General features: G+C 43.5%; 16 protein-coding genes. 13 read left to right on the plus strand and 3 right to left on the minus strand.

Features of this window, described 5'->3' with window-relative positions:
- Nucleotides 1-10: 10 nt before the first annotated feature.
- The 9 genes from TRESADRAFT_RS01755 (at nt 11) to TRESADRAFT_RS15555 (ending at nt 8357) form a co-directional block, all read left to right on the plus strand.
- On the plus strand, nt 11-1285 hold the full coding sequence (locus TRESADRAFT_RS01755) for a WYL domain-containing protein (RefSeq protein WP_002702297.1): 1275 nt from the start codon (nt 11-13) through the stop codon (nt 1283-1285).
- Nucleotides 1285-2247 carry a WYL domain-containing protein gene (locus TRESADRAFT_RS01760; RefSeq protein WP_002702299.1) on the plus strand — a complete coding sequence of 321 codons (963 nt, stop codon included), beginning with the start codon at nt 1285-1287 and terminating at the stop codon, nt 2245-2247. Before TRESADRAFT_RS01755 ends, TRESADRAFT_RS01760 begins: the two co-directional genes overlap by 1 nt.
- 557 nt (nt 2248-2804) lie before the next feature.
- The gene (locus TRESADRAFT_RS01765; protein WP_159100017.1) at nt 2805-4529 is read left to right on the plus strand and encodes a GGDEF domain-containing protein; all 1725 of its coding nucleotides are present in this window, start codon (nt 2805-2807) and stop codon (nt 4527-4529) included.
- Nucleotides 4530-4771: 242 nt separating this feature from the next.
- Nucleotides 4772-5617, plus strand: a complete 846-nt coding sequence (locus TRESADRAFT_RS01770) for a hypothetical protein (RefSeq protein WP_002702302.1) — start codon at nt 4772-4774, stop codon at nt 5615-5617.
- Nucleotides 5618-5647: 30 nt separating this feature from the next.
- Nucleotides 5648-5878, plus strand: coding sequence for a ParB N-terminal domain-containing protein (locus tag TRESADRAFT_RS01775; RefSeq protein ID WP_040842093.1), 231 nt, complete (start codon nt 5648-5650; stop codon nt 5876-5878).
- A 94-nt stretch (nt 5879-5972) separates the two neighbouring features.
- Nucleotides 5973-6293 carry a hypothetical protein gene (locus tag TRESADRAFT_RS14825; RefSeq protein WP_050985002.1) on the plus strand — a complete coding sequence of 107 codons (321 nt, stop codon included), beginning with the start codon at nt 5973-5975 and terminating at the stop codon, nt 6291-6293.
- Nucleotides 6294-6474: 181 nt separating this feature from the next.
- On the plus strand, nt 6475-7752 hold the full coding sequence (locus TRESADRAFT_RS01785) for a hypothetical protein (protein WP_002702306.1): 1278 nt from the start codon (nt 6475-6477) through the stop codon (nt 7750-7752).
- Between the two features lie 13 nt (nt 7753-7765).
- The gene (locus TRESADRAFT_RS01790; protein ID WP_002702307.1) at nt 7766-8059 is read left to right on the plus strand and encodes a hypothetical protein; all 294 of its coding nucleotides are present in this window, start codon (nt 7766-7768) and stop codon (nt 8057-8059) included.
- A 25-nt stretch (nt 8060-8084) separates the two neighbouring features.
- A complete protein-coding gene (locus TRESADRAFT_RS15555) occupies nt 8085-8357 on the plus strand; it encodes a GGDEF domain-containing protein (RefSeq protein ID WP_245534317.1) in 273 nt (90 codons plus the stop codon).
- An 85-nt stretch (nt 8358-8442) separates the two neighbouring features.
- On the opposite strand, the gene TRESADRAFT_RS01795 is transcribed toward TRESADRAFT_RS15555, so the two are convergent.
- The 3 genes from TRESADRAFT_RS01795 to TRESADRAFT_RS01805 are packed head-to-tail and all read right to left on the minus strand — an operon-like array spanning nt 8443 to nt 13767.
- Complete coding sequence (locus tag TRESADRAFT_RS01795; protein WP_002702311.1) at nt 8443-11799, minus strand: DEAD/DEAH box helicase family protein; 3357 nt, start codon at nt 11797-11799, stop codon at nt 8443-8445.
- A 1-nt stretch (nt 11800) separates the two neighbouring features.
- Nucleotides 11801-12835: an Eco57I restriction-modification methylase domain-containing protein gene (locus TRESADRAFT_RS01800; RefSeq protein WP_002702313.1), complete on the minus strand. Its 1035-nt coding sequence runs from the start codon at nt 12833-12835 to the stop codon at nt 11801-11803.
- Nucleotides 12832-13767: a hypothetical protein gene (locus TRESADRAFT_RS01805; protein ID WP_002702315.1), complete on the minus strand. Its 936-nt coding sequence runs from the start codon at nt 13765-13767 to the stop codon at nt 12832-12834. The genes TRESADRAFT_RS01800 and TRESADRAFT_RS01805 overlap by 4 nt, the downstream gene beginning before the upstream one ends.
- 111 nt (nt 13768-13878) lie before the next feature.
- Here TRESADRAFT_RS01805 and TRESADRAFT_RS01810 point away from each other — a divergent pair, with 111 nt between their 5' ends.
- The 4 genes from TRESADRAFT_RS01810 (at nt 13879) to TRESADRAFT_RS16575 (ending at nt 16372) form a co-directional block, all read left to right on the plus strand.
- Nucleotides 13879-14235 carry a helix-turn-helix domain-containing protein gene (locus TRESADRAFT_RS01810; RefSeq protein ID WP_081478453.1) on the plus strand — a complete coding sequence of 119 codons (357 nt, stop codon included), beginning with the start codon at nt 13879-13881 and terminating at the stop codon, nt 14233-14235.
- Nucleotides 14236-14779: 544 nt separating this feature from the next.
- Nucleotides 14780-15217 (plus strand): DUF6078 family protein, encoded by a 438-nt coding sequence (locus tag TRESADRAFT_RS01815; protein WP_002702317.1) that lies wholly within the window; start codon nt 14780-14782, stop codon nt 15215-15217.
- A 270-nt stretch (nt 15218-15487) separates the two neighbouring features.
- Nucleotides 15488-15661 carry a hypothetical protein gene (locus TRESADRAFT_RS16570; protein WP_245534318.1) on the plus strand — a complete coding sequence of 58 codons (174 nt, stop codon included), beginning with the start codon at nt 15488-15490 and terminating at the stop codon, nt 15659-15661.
- Nucleotides 15662-16372 (plus strand): alpha/beta hydrolase, encoded by a 711-nt coding sequence (locus TRESADRAFT_RS16575; RefSeq protein WP_002701587.1) that lies wholly within the window; start codon nt 15662-15664, stop codon nt 16370-16372.
- The last annotated feature ends 38 nt before the right edge of the window (nt 16373-16410 follow it).

A 16410-nucleotide genomic window follows, 5' to 3' on the forward strand; every position in this document is an offset into this window, starting at 1 on the left:
CGAAAAAAAAATGGCGTATTCGGAACTCATAAAGAACCTTGATACAATCCGCGCGTATGTCAGAAGCTTCTATATTTACGGCTTCAAGGGGCGCGGCTGTCTCGACGGAAAAAGCGCGCGCACATACGACGACGCGAAGCGCAGGCTGGAGAACTACCTTTCCGGCTACATGTCGTTCAGGACGGACGAATGCGGGAAAGTCAGCTTCGTCTCGATAGACAGCAGGCACACGAAGAGAAACCCGCTTTTCAAGATTTTCACGGCGAAATCGTTCACGGACATGGACATCTCGCTCCACTTCATTGTTATGGACATCCTTTCGGAAAAGTCGTGCGGAGTTTTTGTGCGGAAGACGCTCTCCGCGATTCTCGATGAAATATCGGCGCGCTATCTCGACGGCTTTTCGCAGGAGCTTCTCCCAGAGGAATCGACGCTTCGGAAAAAGCTCCGCGAATACGAGAAGCTCGGTCTTGTCGGCTCGGAAAAGGAAGGGAAGGCGATGATGTATTATCGCAAGGACGACACTGACTTGTCGGGGCTCCTCGACGCGGTGTCGTTCTTCTCGGAAATCGCGCCGTGCGGTGTTCTCGGAAGCTTCATGCTCGACAAAACGGGAGACGAAGGCGGCGGAATGTTCCAGTTCAAGCACCACTACATAACGTCGTCAATCGAATCGGATTTCGTCTGCACTGTTTTCGAGGCGATACAGGAAAAACGCTCGCTCCTCGTCGAGCAGAAGCGCAACACGCACGGGCGCGTTTTCAGAAGCGAGGTCGTGCCGATGATGATTTACGAAAGCGTTCAGGACGGGCGCATGTATCTGATGGCGTTCCGTCCGAAAGGAAAGCAGTTCGTCGCGATGCGGTTCGACTACATCGTCTCTATGAAGGCGGGGAACGTCTTCGGCGCGTTCGACGGGCGTGCCGAAGAATTCAGCTCGATACGGAAGCACATCTGGGGCTGCGCAATCCGCCGCGGCAATAACGGAAAAGGAGCCGGGGCAACTTCGCACGTCATGTTCCGCGTCCGTTTCTCCCGCGGCGAGGAATTCATCCTGAAAAGGCTTGAGCGCGAGAAGCGGTGCGGGACGGTGACGATAACCGACGGGCAGACGGCGCAGTTCGACGCGGACATTTTCGACCCGATGGAGATTGTTCCGTGGGCGCGGACGTTCATCTCGCGGATTGTCGAATTCAAATGCGACGACATCGGGGTCACGCGGAAATTCTACAAGGACATCGCCGACATGATGAGCCTGTACGCCGGAGGCGGAAAGGAGGATTGATGGTTTTCAGCGAAATTTACAGCGCGTACTACAACACCGTGTCGATTGCGATACGCGAGGCGCAGAAAGGCACGCTCAGTCCGGATTCGCTTTTCAGAATCGTAAGGGAATCGGCGTTTCCGGAAAGCGTCACGACGATAATCCCGTCGCTCGAAAAAGGAAAATGGGCGCTCATAAAAAGCGATTTCACGACGGCGCTCCGCTTCCCGCCGACGATGCCGCTCTCGGAACTGCAGCGGCGGTGGCTCAAGTCGATTTGCCTCGACAAACGGTTCCGCCTTTTTGTCCGCGACGAGGACATCGCGAGAATCGGGAAGAATTTGGCGGAGACGGAGCCGCTTTTTTTGGGCGAATTCTTCTTCCTGTACGACAAATATTCTGACGGAGACCCCTACGATGACGAGCAGTACGCCGCGAATTTCCGCACGGTCATGGAATCCATCAGAAGCGGGAAAAAACTTTCCGTCGAGTACGAATGCGCGCACGGACGCGTCAAGAAATTCTGCTTCGCGCCCGGCAAAATCGAATATTCGCAGAAGGACGACAAATTCAGAATCGTCTCGAAAATCCGCTCGACGCGCGTCACCATGAACATCGCCCGCATCAGAAAATGCGAAATCGCGGAAAACGGCACGGAAAGCGCCGGCGGCATCGTCAGCAAACCGTGCAGCGTCACGCTAGAAATCCGCGACGAGCGGAACGCCCTTGAGCGCGTCATGATGGCATTCGCTCATTTCGAGAAATCGTGCGCAAAAACGTCGGGCGGAACATACCGGCTCACCGTGACATACGACGCGTCGGACGAGACGGAGCTTGTCATCCGCGTGCTGAGCTTCGGCCCGATGGTACGCGCCGTAGAACCGGAGCCGTTCGTCCGCCTCGTGCGAGAAAGAATCGGGCGGCAGGTCGCGCTGATGGAGGAGCTGGGGCAGACGGAACTCCAGACCGCCCCATCGTCCTGAATCCCGCTATTCTTTCCGCCACGTATTTGCAATTTCCGGTCGCTGAAAAATATAAAATCATGTTTCTCCCGCAGCCCTTGCTGGTGTGTGCCGTCAAGGATAAACGAGTTTTTGGCAATCGTAAAGGAAAAAAATCTGCCGGCCATCAGAAATCCTTTGAATTTGTAAAAAAAACAATAAGAATCATGATATAATTTACATAAATTGCCCATTAAAAAAAGTATGAATAATTCAGAAAAGTTCGGAATATATGGAGGTTATAACCCCGAATGCTATATGCGATAACCCCGGCTGCAGTGCTGATATTAAATTTAATATTGAACTGGGAATTGTTCACGAATTATGGATTTAATGATAAAACGCAAGGCAAACGAAATCTTGTGCAGGTTCGTTACAATTGGTTTCTTCTTGCCTCATGTTGCTACGTTCTTGTGGATATGACATGGGGAATTTTGTACGAGCACAAAGAAGTTCAGGCTTTTTTTCCGTATATATATTATCTGACCGTCTTTTATTTTATGTTCATGCTTTTGACCATGTTAACGTGGACTCGATACATGGTGGCATATCTTGACAGCAGGGGCTGGCGCAGTAGGGTTATGATTCATGCGGTGTGGGCTGTGTTCGTAATCGGAGTGGTTTGTCTGATATTAAACCGCTCCTACCATTTTATGTTTTCTTATAACGACAAAAACGAATATATCGGAGAAGTCGGAAGAAATCTCTCGTTCCTTCTTCAAATTGCCTTTTATGCTGTAATCACCGCTTATATGCTGCACGTTGCCCACAACAGCACAGAATGGCAAAAAACAAGGTATAAGGCGGTTGCCGCAACAAGCATGGTTCTTGGCCTTTTCCTCACATTCCAGATTATAAATGCTTTTTTCCCGTTCTATGCCACAGGGCTTATGATTGGAATTTGCCTCGTTCATACATTTGTGCAGGCAAACGAAAAAAAAGAGAAAATGATGCACGACCATATCGCTTTGGTTATGGCAGAAGATTACGAAGCCATTTTTTATATCGATATAGAGACAAGTGAATACTTGAGTTTTTCAAAAAGCCAAAAATACAGGAGCATGGACGCGGTGGAAACCGGAAAGAATTTCTTTAAAGACGCATTGGAAAGCATTGAGAAATGCGTTTTTCCTAACGACTGGGAATATGCAAAAAGCTTTTACAGCAAAGAAACAATATTGAAAAACCTTGAAGGAAGGAAGTCTTTTTCGTTCAAATACAGGGTGTTGGTAAACAACGAGCCGAGATTCTTCCTTTTTACGATGATGCGAGAAAGCAACGGGCAGTATCTTATCTTCTATGAAAAAGACATAGAAGACGAGCTCAACGCCGAAAAAGCCCAAAAAGAAAAGCAAAAGCAGACAATCACATTCGGACAGATTGCCGAAAGCCTTGCCTCAAACTACGACGAAATTTACTATGTGGACATTGAAAAAAACTCTTTCATCTGCTATCAGGTCAACAACATCTACGGGCAGCTGGAAATCAACAAGACAGGAGCGGATTTTTTCGGCGAATGTATCGAAAACATACCGCACGTTATCCACGAGCAAGATTGGGAGCAAGTCAGCGCCTTCGTAAGCAAAGACAACATGATTGCCTCAATGGAAAACCGAAAAGATTGCAGCATAACTTATCGCGTAATCGCCTCGGGAAAAGCCCAGTACACCAGAATGACAGTCCGTAAAAGCAGCGACGGAACGCATTTTATAATCGGCGTTGAAAATGTGGACGATGAAATCAAAAAAGAAAATCGACACCTGAAAGAACTAAGAACTGCCAAAGAACTTGCTCGCCGCGATGAACTCACAGGCGTAAAGAACAGGACCGCTTACAATGAGCTTGAAGAGTCTGTGCAGGGAAACATGGACAACGGACTTTATTATCTGACTTTCGCGCTTGTTGTTTGCGATACGAACAACTTAAAGCAAATCAACGATACGCGGGGACATACTGCCGGAGATGAATATATCCGTTCGTCAGCGCAGCTTTTGTGCGAGTTTTTCGCTCACAGTCCTGTGTTCAGGGTTGGCGGAGATGAGTTTGTCGTATTCCTTCACGGAAATGATTATTCAGCCAGGCACGAGATTATGGACAAATTGCGCCGCCAAGTTATTGAGAACAAGAAGAAAGGCGAGGGTGTAATCATAGCTGCCGGAATGGCCGAATACAATCCTGAGAACGACAATTTTGTTTCGAATATATTCGAGCGCGCCGACAAAGAGATGTACGAGGACAAAAAGAAGCTGAAAGCGCTTGAGTAAGGCTTTTGGCGGAGTAATAAAACGGTATCGAACGGTATTGTTCCCAAAAATTCTGCACACAATCAAAAATTAAAAAAATGCTGTCCAACAAACTTTTTATTTACGAAAACAGGAGAATGGCAAAGGCGATTAAAAACGAAGACAGCGCAAACAAAGCCAACAAGATTTTTTTTCTTAAAAAAAATTTTTTGTGCCCAATTCGTTTATATTATGTATGCTGACAAAATAAGGAGAAAACAAATATGAGTGCAGGTTATGGTTATTTTAGAATCGAATTTTACACAGGAGACGGTTCTGAGGACTCAAGCGCGGCAAAAAATGCATACGACTGGTGCAAGGCGAACTACGACTGGTTCAACGGAGAAAACGGCGACGGCTCTGACATTCCGTTTTTGCTGTCGGGCAACTCGTTTGTTCCGAACGACAGCTGGTATGCGGACGGCTTGGACATAAAAAATACCTCTATTCCAAGCGATGTAGACTGGCTTGAGGACGCAGCAAAAGAAGCAAATGCCGCACGGCTTGTGGCAAGCGTACAAGAAGATTATAGCGAGTCAAGCGACTGGTCGAACTCTTATACCGAAAAAGTCTGGATTGACGGAAAGGTAAAGGACAAATACAAAGTTTACGAGTTCAACAACTCGACATTCCCGCCTTATGAGCGCGACAGCGGCTCAGCCGTTTTTCATCTGGACGACGGAACGTACAGACATCTTTGCGGAATGTTCAAAAACGCAAAGACCGGAGAAATAGTTTTGTGCGGTCAGCTGATTTCTCATCTTTCTGATGATGAGTCTATTGAAGATACTAATCTTGTCTTCTATGAGTCCGGAGAAGAAGTTTCTGTCAACATCGATGACCTGGATTTCATCGACAAGGAAGAATGCGTCAGGGCGTTCATTTCAGAGGTGAAAGAATTTATGTCCGAGGAATGCGAGATTGACGAAAGCGACTGGACATTTGAGGGATTTAAGGGAGACAGACGCTCATTCTTTGAGATTTACGGCTCGAAGGAACAGACTGAGCCTTTTATGGATTGCGAGGATTACTCAAGAAAACTTGATGATGAAATCGAATCCAGGGAATAAGTCGTTTTGTATCGGCTCGTAACCCCAGAATTGGCTCTTCTCTATCTTTCCAAGAACGACGGGAACCGCCCGATTGATGAAAGGCGTGTTCGCGATTTTGAGGAAGATATGCGCGCGGGAAGATGGCGCGAGAAAGGCGGCGTTCCGATTATAATCACACCGACAGGCGAGCTTCTAAACGGACAGCACAGGCTCACCGCCCTCGTGCGCGCAGGTCTTTCGATGACGATGAGGGTGTGCGTCCGCGAGGATAAACAATGAAATTGCAAGCACCAGGCTATCTTGCGTCAAGGCAAGTCAACCGCGATTTAGCGGAGCTTGGTGCTTTTTTTGTATAAAGGAATACATTGACAATATGGATTTTCAAAGCGTATTGAAAACAGCAAAAAGCACCTTTTTTAGCGAAACGCAAAAATATCAGAGTGCTTGTCAAAAAGAAGTTTTGATTGACAATGAAGAGTGCTTCAGAGCGATTGTCGAATGGAAAAAATGCACAGGAGAACTACTTGTTGAGCGCTCAGACTTTGCTCCGTACAGATATGTGAGCTTTAACATATTGTCGATTGAAAAAGATGAAAGTGTTTTTTGCTATTATGACAGTGAAGAGTCTTTGGAAGAGATTGCGGACAAAATAAAAGAAGGATTTTGCTCTGCAAGTCAAATGTTGCAACAGTAGCGATTGCAAGTTTCTTTTACTTTTGAAGTTAAGAGCTTTAAATGAAAAAAATGCTGTCTAACAAACTTTTTATTTACGAAAACGACAGAAAGCCTTTATAATACGTTCATCATTTAGCTCGTTGCGGGAGTCTGTCGCTACCCAATCATTTTGGTCAACCGTTTCGTTTTAGGAGAACTCTATGAAACACACTCTGTTGGGGGCGGCGGCACTTTTGTCTTGTGCGCTTTTCGTCTGCTCCTGCGCATCAAATCAATCACAAACAACATCAAAACCTCTTGTCAGCACAATCGCGGAAAGTTTCGGTGACGGTCAGAAAGTGTCTGCTGTCATTTTGGAATACGCAAAAGAAATCGACACTTCTTCAGTAACCTTCGAAACATACAGCGTTGAGGGAAGAAAAATCGAAGCGTTGGATTTTGAGGGAAACACGGTAAAAATCCGCCTTGTCTATGAAAATAAATGGGACAAAACTGACGGAAAAATGCCACCTCGCGAAAAGAAGGAGGCAGGCAACGCCAAAGAGGGCAACGGTCCTCGTTTTGAAGATGATGGTGCTCCTGTGGATTTGAGCGCAAAAGTCGTTCAAAAAGCTGATATTAAGGCGACTGACGGCACTGTGTTCAAGGCAAGCGCGGAGGCTTTCGTTTCGACATCGGCGAAGGAACTCGTGATAGAAGACTTTGCGAAAAAGACATTCACCGACAGCGAAACGGGAATCACGCTGCCGTATTTCGTGTATCTGCCCGAAGAATACAACGACGAAGAAAAATATCCGCTCGTCTTTTTTGTGCCAGACGCAAGCGCGGACACTTCAATCGACACGGCAACTTTGACGCAGGGAAACGGCGGCACGATTTGGGCGAGCGAGGACGAGCAGATAAAGCACAAGGCTATCGTCGTGGCGGTGCAGTATCCGCTTGATGTGGTAAAAAAATACGGCGCGCTCACGACCGACGAATACGTCTGGACGGTCGGACTGACGGCGGTGGACAACCTTCTGCACAGCGTCATCAAGACTTACGCCGTCGACGAAAAACGCATTTACGGCACGGGACAGTCGCAGGGCTGCATGACGAACATTGCGCTTTCTGACAAGCACCCAGATTTGTTTGCGGCTCAGTTTTTGGTAGCGGGTCAGTGGAACGTGGAAGAAATGAAGGCGATGAAAGACAAAAAGCTTTGGATTGTTGTTTGCGAGGGCGATGAAAAAGCGTATCCTGCGATGAAAGCGGCGGTGGACTTGTTGGAAAATCTTGGCTCAAAGGTCGCTCTCGGCGAAAGTATGTGGAACGGCAAAGCAAGCGAAGATGAGCGCAACGCGGACACAAGCGCAATGCTCAAAAAAGACGCGGACATCCGCTTCAACGTCATCGCTGGCGGAAGCCACATGTACACCTGGAGCCTGGCTTACAACTACGAGGGAATCCGCGACTGGCTCTTTAGCCAATCAAAATAGGAGCGTTTTGAATATGAATAGATTTTTTGCAAAAACGGCATTGGCACTTTCAGCACTTATGCTTTTTTCTTGTGCCAGCACACCAAAAGAAAGCGTGAGCGCGGACGAGGCGATTGTTGGCGTGAGCGTCATCGGCACAATCGGAATGGACGGCTCAAAACCGCGTGCAATCGTCGTGGAATATAATTGCGACTTGACCGGCGCAAAACTTGACCTTTCAACTTTTGCCATTTGGGATTACGGGCTTTCACTTTCTGAAAAAGACTTGAACTCTGGAAAAGACGCGGGAACATACTGCCGGAGATGAATATATCCGTTCGTCAGCGCAGCTTTTGTGCGAGTTTTTCGCTCACAGTCCTGTGTTCAGGGTTGGCGGAGATGAGTTTGTCGTATTCCTTCGCGGAAATGATTATTCAGCCAGGCACGAGATTATGGACAAATTGCGCCGCCAAGTTCTTGAGAACAAGAAGAAAGGCGAGGGGGTAATCATAGCTGCCGGAATGGCCGAATACAATCCTGAGAACGACAATTTTGTTTCGGATATATTCGAGCGCGCCGACAAAGAGATGTACGAGGACAAAGAGAAGCTGAAAGCGCTCGAGTAAGGCTTTTTTTTGGCGGAGCGCGTTTGTCTGGCTTACAGAAATGCCGTCAGAAATGGTCATGTTCTGCTCTACCAGCACTCCTTACCTACTTGCCAAACATTTCGTCCAACTTTTGCTGCATGGTTCCGTCTTTTGCATAGGGAAGAGCATCCAGCTGCCTGAAATTGTGCTTTAGTTCATCCGTATTATCTGCAAATCCTAAAATAAAACTTGTTGCAATTTTATAGATGATTTCAGTCGGCGCAAGTCCGTAAACCTGCTTCTCAAAGATATGCTTCAGCCGCTCTTTGTCATTTGGAAACTGCTTTTTCATCTCTTCACTCTGGTAAAGGCGTTTTACAATCTCGGTGATGTAAAGTCCTGATTTCATATACAAATCTATAAAAGTTTTGTTTTTGTCATCAAAACAGCCGGGATTTTCCTTTTCGAGCATATCCACCATGCGTTTAACTACATCCTTTGGTGTAAAGATTTGATTTGTTTTCTGCGGCGGAATGTAGTCAAAAATATCCTCTATGCTCTTTTCGTCAAAATAGTCGGCAAGACGTTTTTTGAGTGCCAAAAACTCTTTTACAGAATCATCGAAAACAACATCATCAAAAAGATGCCCTTCAAAATGCTTTACCTCTCCTGTTTCCGCTTCCGTATAGTCACCGCCGTCACGCAGAAATTTAAATTGCTCAAGAGTTATGCTTGTAACTTCTTCAAATACATTGCCGGGAATTGTCGTGTCAAAAGTCGCAAGTGTAACGCTGTCATCGCCATAAGCCATAAGAAACGACGGAATGGTGCGCGAAAAGCCGCGCAGATGGTCACGTACACCCGATTCAATTTGTGATTTTTCACGTTCCTTTTTGTTTGTTTCCACAGTACGGACTGTTGTCTGTGCAGATGTGTCAACAAACTCTTGTATTGCATTAGTCAAATCTTTCTGGAAATCTTCAAGAACCGCCTGCTTTTTCTGAGCAAATTCTTTGTCTATTTCTTCGCTCGTTTTTCCACTTTCATGTCTGTTCTGCTGAGCCTTCACACGTTCTTTTTCAAGAACATTTTCCTGAATCTTGTAGTTTCCGTGCAGCTTGTCAACCATTCGGTCAACTTCAAGATTGAGTTTGCTTTCAATCTGCTTGCTGTCTGATTTTCTCATGTCATTGCCATAAGCGGACTGTGCTGATTCTACAACGCCCTTTACGGTTTTCTCTTTTACGAAAGACTTTAATTTTTCAAGAGCAGCGTCGGTTTTTGTCGGTTGCTCAGCAATTTGCAAAAATGTATTTTCAACCTTTTCTTCCATAGCAGTGTCATAGATTTTCTCACCGAACACGTCCAAAGTCCTGCCAATAACAAAATCTTCCGACAGTTCAACATCGCCGTTTTCGTTAAGCGAAAGGTCTTTCTTTACTTCTGGAGTAAGGTTCACTTTTGCATTTGGCTCTTCAATCGCCTCAAACTTTTCTATTATATCCAGCACTTCTTTAGGAGCTGAGAATACATTGCTGATGTTCTGAAAAAGGAAATTGCTCATAAAGCCACGGCGGACAACTTCAACAGAGCGGATTTTTCGCGGGATTGAAAGAACTTCTCTTGCATCAAGCTCAACTAGTTTGCCGTTTTCATCTTCACCGATTACAGGGAAAAAGTTCAACAGTTTTCTGATATTTGATTCCCGCTCATCACTTGTGCCGCCGCCTGTTGCTGTTGACGGATTCAAGTTGTTTGCAAACTGCTCGTAAATTGTAAGCGTGCGTGCCGGGTCAAAGTCGAATACGTAGGCATTCTCTTTTCTAAAGCTTTCTGCACAGTATTTGAAAAGACAAGGATTCTGCGCCCTGAATGCCGCCTGCATATATAAAGCTGGAGATTTAATGTTGCTGAGCATGAGAACGGCTGTCCATTCTGGAATTGTAATTCCAGTTGTAAGCTGTCCTACCGACAAAGTGATTGTCTTGTCGTTTTCAGCGATAGCCTTTTTAACTTTATCGTAGGATTTCATCGTTTCATCAGAGTCGTCCAATTTGCCGTCACCTGCTGCAAGAACGATTTCATAATCTTTGAATGTCGGATGCTCATTCAATTTCTTTGCAAGCAGTCTTGCGCTTTCAACTCTGTTCAAAAGCCAGAATGTGTGCTTTAGTTCATTCCTAAGTTCCGGTGTAGAGAACGGGAACTTTTCCTGCGTTGTAAGCGCATCTAAAAATTTGTCTACGGAAGAATTGTATTTGAACTTTCCGTTTTCTACCGCAAAGAATTCGTTCAAATCAAAGGCATATTCTTCAGTTATGCCCTGAATTTCTACGCCCTGCTTGAGCTCATCACGGATAATCTCTGACATCTGATAAGTAAAGAGATTGAGTTTTGGAAGTGTCGCATAAGGATTTTCTTCCTGCCGTGCGTTATCCCATTTTTCTTTCATTTCCTGTTCGTCAGCATAAGTCCAGTTGAAGATTGCTCTGTCCTCAAACTTGCTGTTTGCCAGAGCCTTGAACGGAGTGCCCGAAAGGTGAAGCGTGAAATTCCGCTTTATGTGGTCAAAGGCAATGTCTGTTTTGTAAGTGTCAACACCTTCGTGAGCTTCATCGATTATAAGAACGTCCCATTGTATTTCTTTAAGTTCTTTCAGCTTGTCAGTTGCGTTTGCGTTATCGCTGAAATAGATTGAGCCTTTTAAATCCTGCAATGAAACAAATTCTATGAGTTTGGGATTTGACTCGTTGATTTTAGAAAACTCATCGTAGTTTATAACCAAAGGTTTTTCTTTGATTCCGTCAACATTGCTTACAAAATAGTAGCCGGATTTTCTGCCCAAAAACTGTTCGTAGTCTGAATACCATGAGTTTGCTATTGCTGGTCTATTTGTAACGATAAGAACGTTTGAAGCGCCTTTTTTCTGAACAAAGTCATAAGATGCAAGCGTCTTTCCAAAACGCGGCTTTGCGTTCCAAAGAAATTCTCCGTCAGTTTTGTCGTTGCTGTAGGCAAGCGTCTGATTTACTGCATCTTCCTGTTCTTTTCTGAGTTTATAGAGCGAAACTTCCTTAATGTCTCCGCCGATTCCACGGTTTGAGCGGAAGTCATAGAATTGCAATTTTGAATCATTGGGCGAAATATGAAACCATTCGTTTTCATCGTCTTTGTCAAAGTATTCGTTGCCTTCGTCCTGCGGCTGTTTGATTCCGTTTTTTCTGAGGTATGCGTGAAACTGCTTGTCGATGAACGTCTCTCCGCTTCCGTCATCAAAAATAGCAGTGCCGAACCATTCTTTTTGAGCCTTTATTCCGGCTGTATGCGTCTGCTGCCTGATGCGCTCGTCCACGTCCTGCTCTGTGTAACCGATTTTTATGTAGCCGTCATGGTAGGTGATTCCGGGAGTTGTGTAGGCATAAATCATCGGTACAACTTTTTTTGAAGTTTCTATGTTCGGTTTGTTCATTGCTTCTTTCATTTTATGCCATCTCCTTCACGTGAGTTTCGATAAAATTGATTTCTTCTGCTGAGAGCTTGTATTTCTTGTAAAGCTGTTTGTCAATTTCTGGAATTGATTTTGTCCAGTCGATGTCGCTGTTTGCTGTGAAGTCTTGGAGGGGGATGAGTTTCCAAACACCACGATCATTATCTTGCGTAACTTTTAAAACACCTAGAAGGACTCGTGCAAACTTTGTTTTGACATACGACATTACTGCTTCAGCCTCAAATTCTGTCTCAAAAGAACCTATTCCAATAAAAGACTGTGTATAGCCAATCAACGGCTCGCCAATCAACGGCGTAGATAACACTTCTCCTAACGCTCCAGAACCGTTTGCTCGGGGTACAAGTGTTTTCCACTTCATTAAATTTTCGTGTTCTATATCAACATAAAGCCTATTTATATACCGCCATGTCCGCTTATTTTTTAAGATACCAATTACTTTTATGTCAGATTTCTCTGTTTTCTGTTCTGTAAATACAGAGATTTTTTCAAATGCATTATTTCTAAATCTTCTATCCTTTCCGTCAGAACCAATGTTCGTTTTTAACTCGGGATAATCTGCGAATAGTGCTTCAAGATTGAATCTGACTTGAGTGTAAATTATAGAAGCTAAACTTTCTTTTTCAGAACTTGCTTTTGATTTATGAACAATTCCGTTCAATTCAGGAAACGCTGTAAACGTTCCAATCTCTCCGAACTCTTTGCTACTGTCACGGTATGTCACTGCAATTCCGCCTTTTATGTCTGCGTTTGCAAATAGTTTCGTAGAGTTTGCTTCGTATTCCAATACTTTAAAGTGAGGGTCATTCAGCATCTTTTCGTTCCAGTCTTTTGGAGTAGAGCCTGCATTGAATAGAAATCTTGCTGGGTGAACAAGCTCTACTTTGTCAGCAATCTTAAAAACCTCGTCCATAAAGATGTTGTAAACAGGTTTTGCAAAATTTCCGTTGTCCCCTGATTTTTCGAAATCTTCATTGTATGGTGGATTTCCAATGCAAAAATCAAATTTCATATTCTGTTTCCTTTTATGCTTTTATAGGCAAGTGTTTTTTTAGCAGTCCAGTCATATATCTTGCAGTCAACGGCTACAGGTTCGCTGTCGTTGAGACCAAGTTCAAAATCAAAGAGAGACAACTGACTGTCTTCTTTATTTGGCTTTCTAAATGGAATAGTTCCTGTAATTCCGTCCATCTGCCAGAAGTTCCAGACAATTATCCCTGCGATTTTTTTTAGTTCTTTGTTATCTGGATTCCTTTGCAGATGTTGCTGCATGTAATCAACAAATGTGTTCAAGAGGTTTATCCGCGCAATAAGAAGGTTGTCTCCCTGAAACTCATAACCGTACACGCTTTGAAAGGCACGATAAGTCCATTTGAGCCAGTCGTCTTCATTCTGTGCGTTCTCGCTTACGATTCGCAGTTTTCTGTCAAGGATTCCGATTCTTTTGTGAATGGGAATAATTTCACCTGTAGTCGCATCATAGCGGGAGACAATATAAGGTGCTTCCCCGCAAGTTATTTCAAGGCGCTTTGAATTTATGTACTTCTGCCAGTCCTTAGGATTTTCAAATTGAATTTTTTCTGTAGTCGGAATCCAGTCCTGTCCTTTTTCAGTGTTGAATACATTTTCGCGGCCGAACCATTCAGCATCGCAATGATTGTTCATCTTGTTGCAGACCCATGCCGGCGTAAAAACTTCTGCCTTTTTACGTGTGCGCACCGCCTGTTCTTCTTCAGATTTTGACACACGAGGCTGTATTGCTGCCGCCAAATCATTTTTTATGAGTTTTAGAGTAATCTGGTCTGTTTCTTTGATTTGTTTTCCTGATGCTGTTTTATAGGAATTTGTGGCGAATAGTATGTTTTTGCCCGTAGATTTGTCTTTAAGAAGACTTGCCAAGACAAGAGAGACTGGATAACTGTTAAAATCTATAAGTTTTTCCATAGTAACAAGAGTCGCAAATAAGTAAAAATAAATACTTGTCGTTCTAAGAATTGTATAAACAGTTGTCGATTATTTCAAGAACCATGCGACAGTTATTTATATGATATTTATATGGGCTTTTGGAAAAGAATTGAAAGTGAATTAGATTATAGGGGATTAACACGAAAAGAATTGTCCGCAAAAAGCGGTGTTCCCATGTCAACAGTCAACCGCGCGATAGAACGGGATTCTCAGCCTTTTGCAATTGATGCACTTAGGATTTCAAAGGCTCTTAATGTATCGCTTGAATATCTGCTTGATTTGCCAGAACTAAAAAATGATAAAAAAGCTTCTGCAGAAGATGAATCCCATCAAATTGAACTGTTCAAAAAATATCATTCCACTATCGAAGCATTAGAAGATTTATCAAAGGATAAGCAAAAAGAAGTTGTCGCGATTGTTAAACAGATTCTTGAATTCAGAAAATAAAAGATGGGATGGTAATTGAATCCCCTCTGGGTGCATGCCTGAAGCAAATCAATTCCAGAAAATAACGACGCAAAGCGACGTGTTAAGCAAATGGAGTAAAACTATAGTTTTTCTTTGTCACAAATGGACGTTTTTCATATAAGAAAACCTCTGTTTTACTTCATGTAAAGCGGAGGTTTTTATTTATGCTTAACGTCAGTTTTTCTTTGTTGCAAGCGAGCGTCCATAAAGACCGTTTTCACCAGAACCGATTTCCAATACCTGCAGCTTTTCTTTATTTTTGTGGCGCATTCAGCTGCAAAAAATCGTCATCAGATCGAACATAACGGGCAGTTCCAGCACGACACGAGCGGCTACAGCTTCCAGAAAGGCAATGCGGAAAATCAGGGCGAGGCTTCAGAATGAAAGACGGAAAAACTCCCGCCATGATTTATAAAAATTGTTGCAATTTCTAACAGGAAAATGGGGAATTACTATTTATAAGTTACCCACATAAGAAACTATTTTACTTGCATATTTTGTTTTTAAATATAAATATATTTATATGGTACTTTCAATTCCCAGAGATTACACACTATGCACAAATTCTGAATGTGAAAAATCTATGCAATGTCTGCGCTATCTTTCTTTTTTGGAAATTTCCGAGGACAATATCACCATTAAAGTTTTGAATCCAAAACTTTTTCCTGCCGCAAACCATGATTGCAAGTTTTTTAATAGTACAAACAAAATAAATCTTGCCTGGGGCATTAAAAATATCTTAAATGATTTGCCATATCAAATAGCAAAGGAAGTAAAAAAAGAGTTACTTACCAGATTCGGCCATACAAAATACTACAGATTTTACAGAGAAGAAGTAGCTGTAATGCCAAAAGAGCAGGAAATTTTTCAAAATATTTTTGAGAAACACGGAATTGCAGAAAAGCCGGCATACACCCGTTTTACAGAAGAATATAACTGGGAGTCAACAGTTTCAAAGTAATAAACAGACTGTTTCATAGTACAAAACACTTTGTTTCACAGTATTAAAAATACTGTTTCACCAAAAGAAACTGCCACAAGTTTTTGGATATTAGAGAAGGTTGCTTTTTGCTCTAAAGCAGAAAAGGAAAAATCATGGTGAATGAGTTTAATGAATATGTTCGCGACTGTTTTTCTGAAGCTGGCGATATTGTCATAAAATCTATGATGGGCGGATACCTTATATTTTAAAGGAAAGCTGATAGGTGACGTTTGCGGTGATGAGCTGTTTTTGAAGAGAACAACGACATCGGACAGACTGCTTGCAGATTCCGAACTGCGTTATCCGTATGAAGGCTCGAAAACTCTGATGCATGTATTTGATAGTTTTGATGATAAGGCTTTGATTCAGGAACTTCTGGAAGGTATGTATGCTGAATTGCCAGAAGCAAAGAAAAGGAAATAAATGAAAACAGTTTTATACATCCACGGAAAGGGTGGAAATGCATCTGAAAGTACCCATTATGAAAGGCTCTTTCCAGATTGCAAAGTGATTGGGCTGGATTATAGGGTGTCACGAAAAAATTTGTCAGTTTCCCGCGACACCCGTCGTTCAGCCTTCGCTGAACGCGATTTTAAAGGTGAGAACTTCAAAAAACTGAAGTTTTTCGAAGTTCCCTGTAAGACTTTTTCTCCCTGGGAAACGGGGAAGGAAATTCACGAGGTAGTCGTTAGTCTCAAAACAGAGTTTGAGGGCATTATTCTGATTGCAAACAGTATCGGTGCATTTTTTAGTATGAATGCGAATCTGAACAGGCTGATTGAAAAAGCATATTTCATTTCGCCGGTTGTGAATATGGAGAAACTGATTTGCGATATGATGAAGTGGGCAAATGTGACTGAAGCGGAACTTGAGCAAAGAAAAATCATTCCCACGGATTTCGGAGAAGAACTTTCCTGGGAATATTTGTGCTATGTGAGGGAGCATCCTCTGAACTGGCTGGTTCCCACTTCAATTTTATATGGCGAAAATGATAACCTCACTTCGCTTGAAACGATTAAGGATTTTGCCGAAAAGCAGGGCGCAACTCTTACTGTAATGAAGGGCGGCGAGCACTGGTTTCATACAGAAGAAGAGATGAAGTTCCTTGATGAATGGATTGGGAGACAAAAGTGAGATACATTGCTTTACTTCAGGGAAAAATTGCGGAGATG

Origin of the sequence: Treponema saccharophilum DSM 2985, assembly GCF_000255555.1 — a bacterium.
GTDB classification, from domain to species: domain Bacteria; phylum Spirochaetota; class Spirochaetia; order Treponematales; family Treponemataceae; genus Treponema_D; species Treponema_D saccharophilum.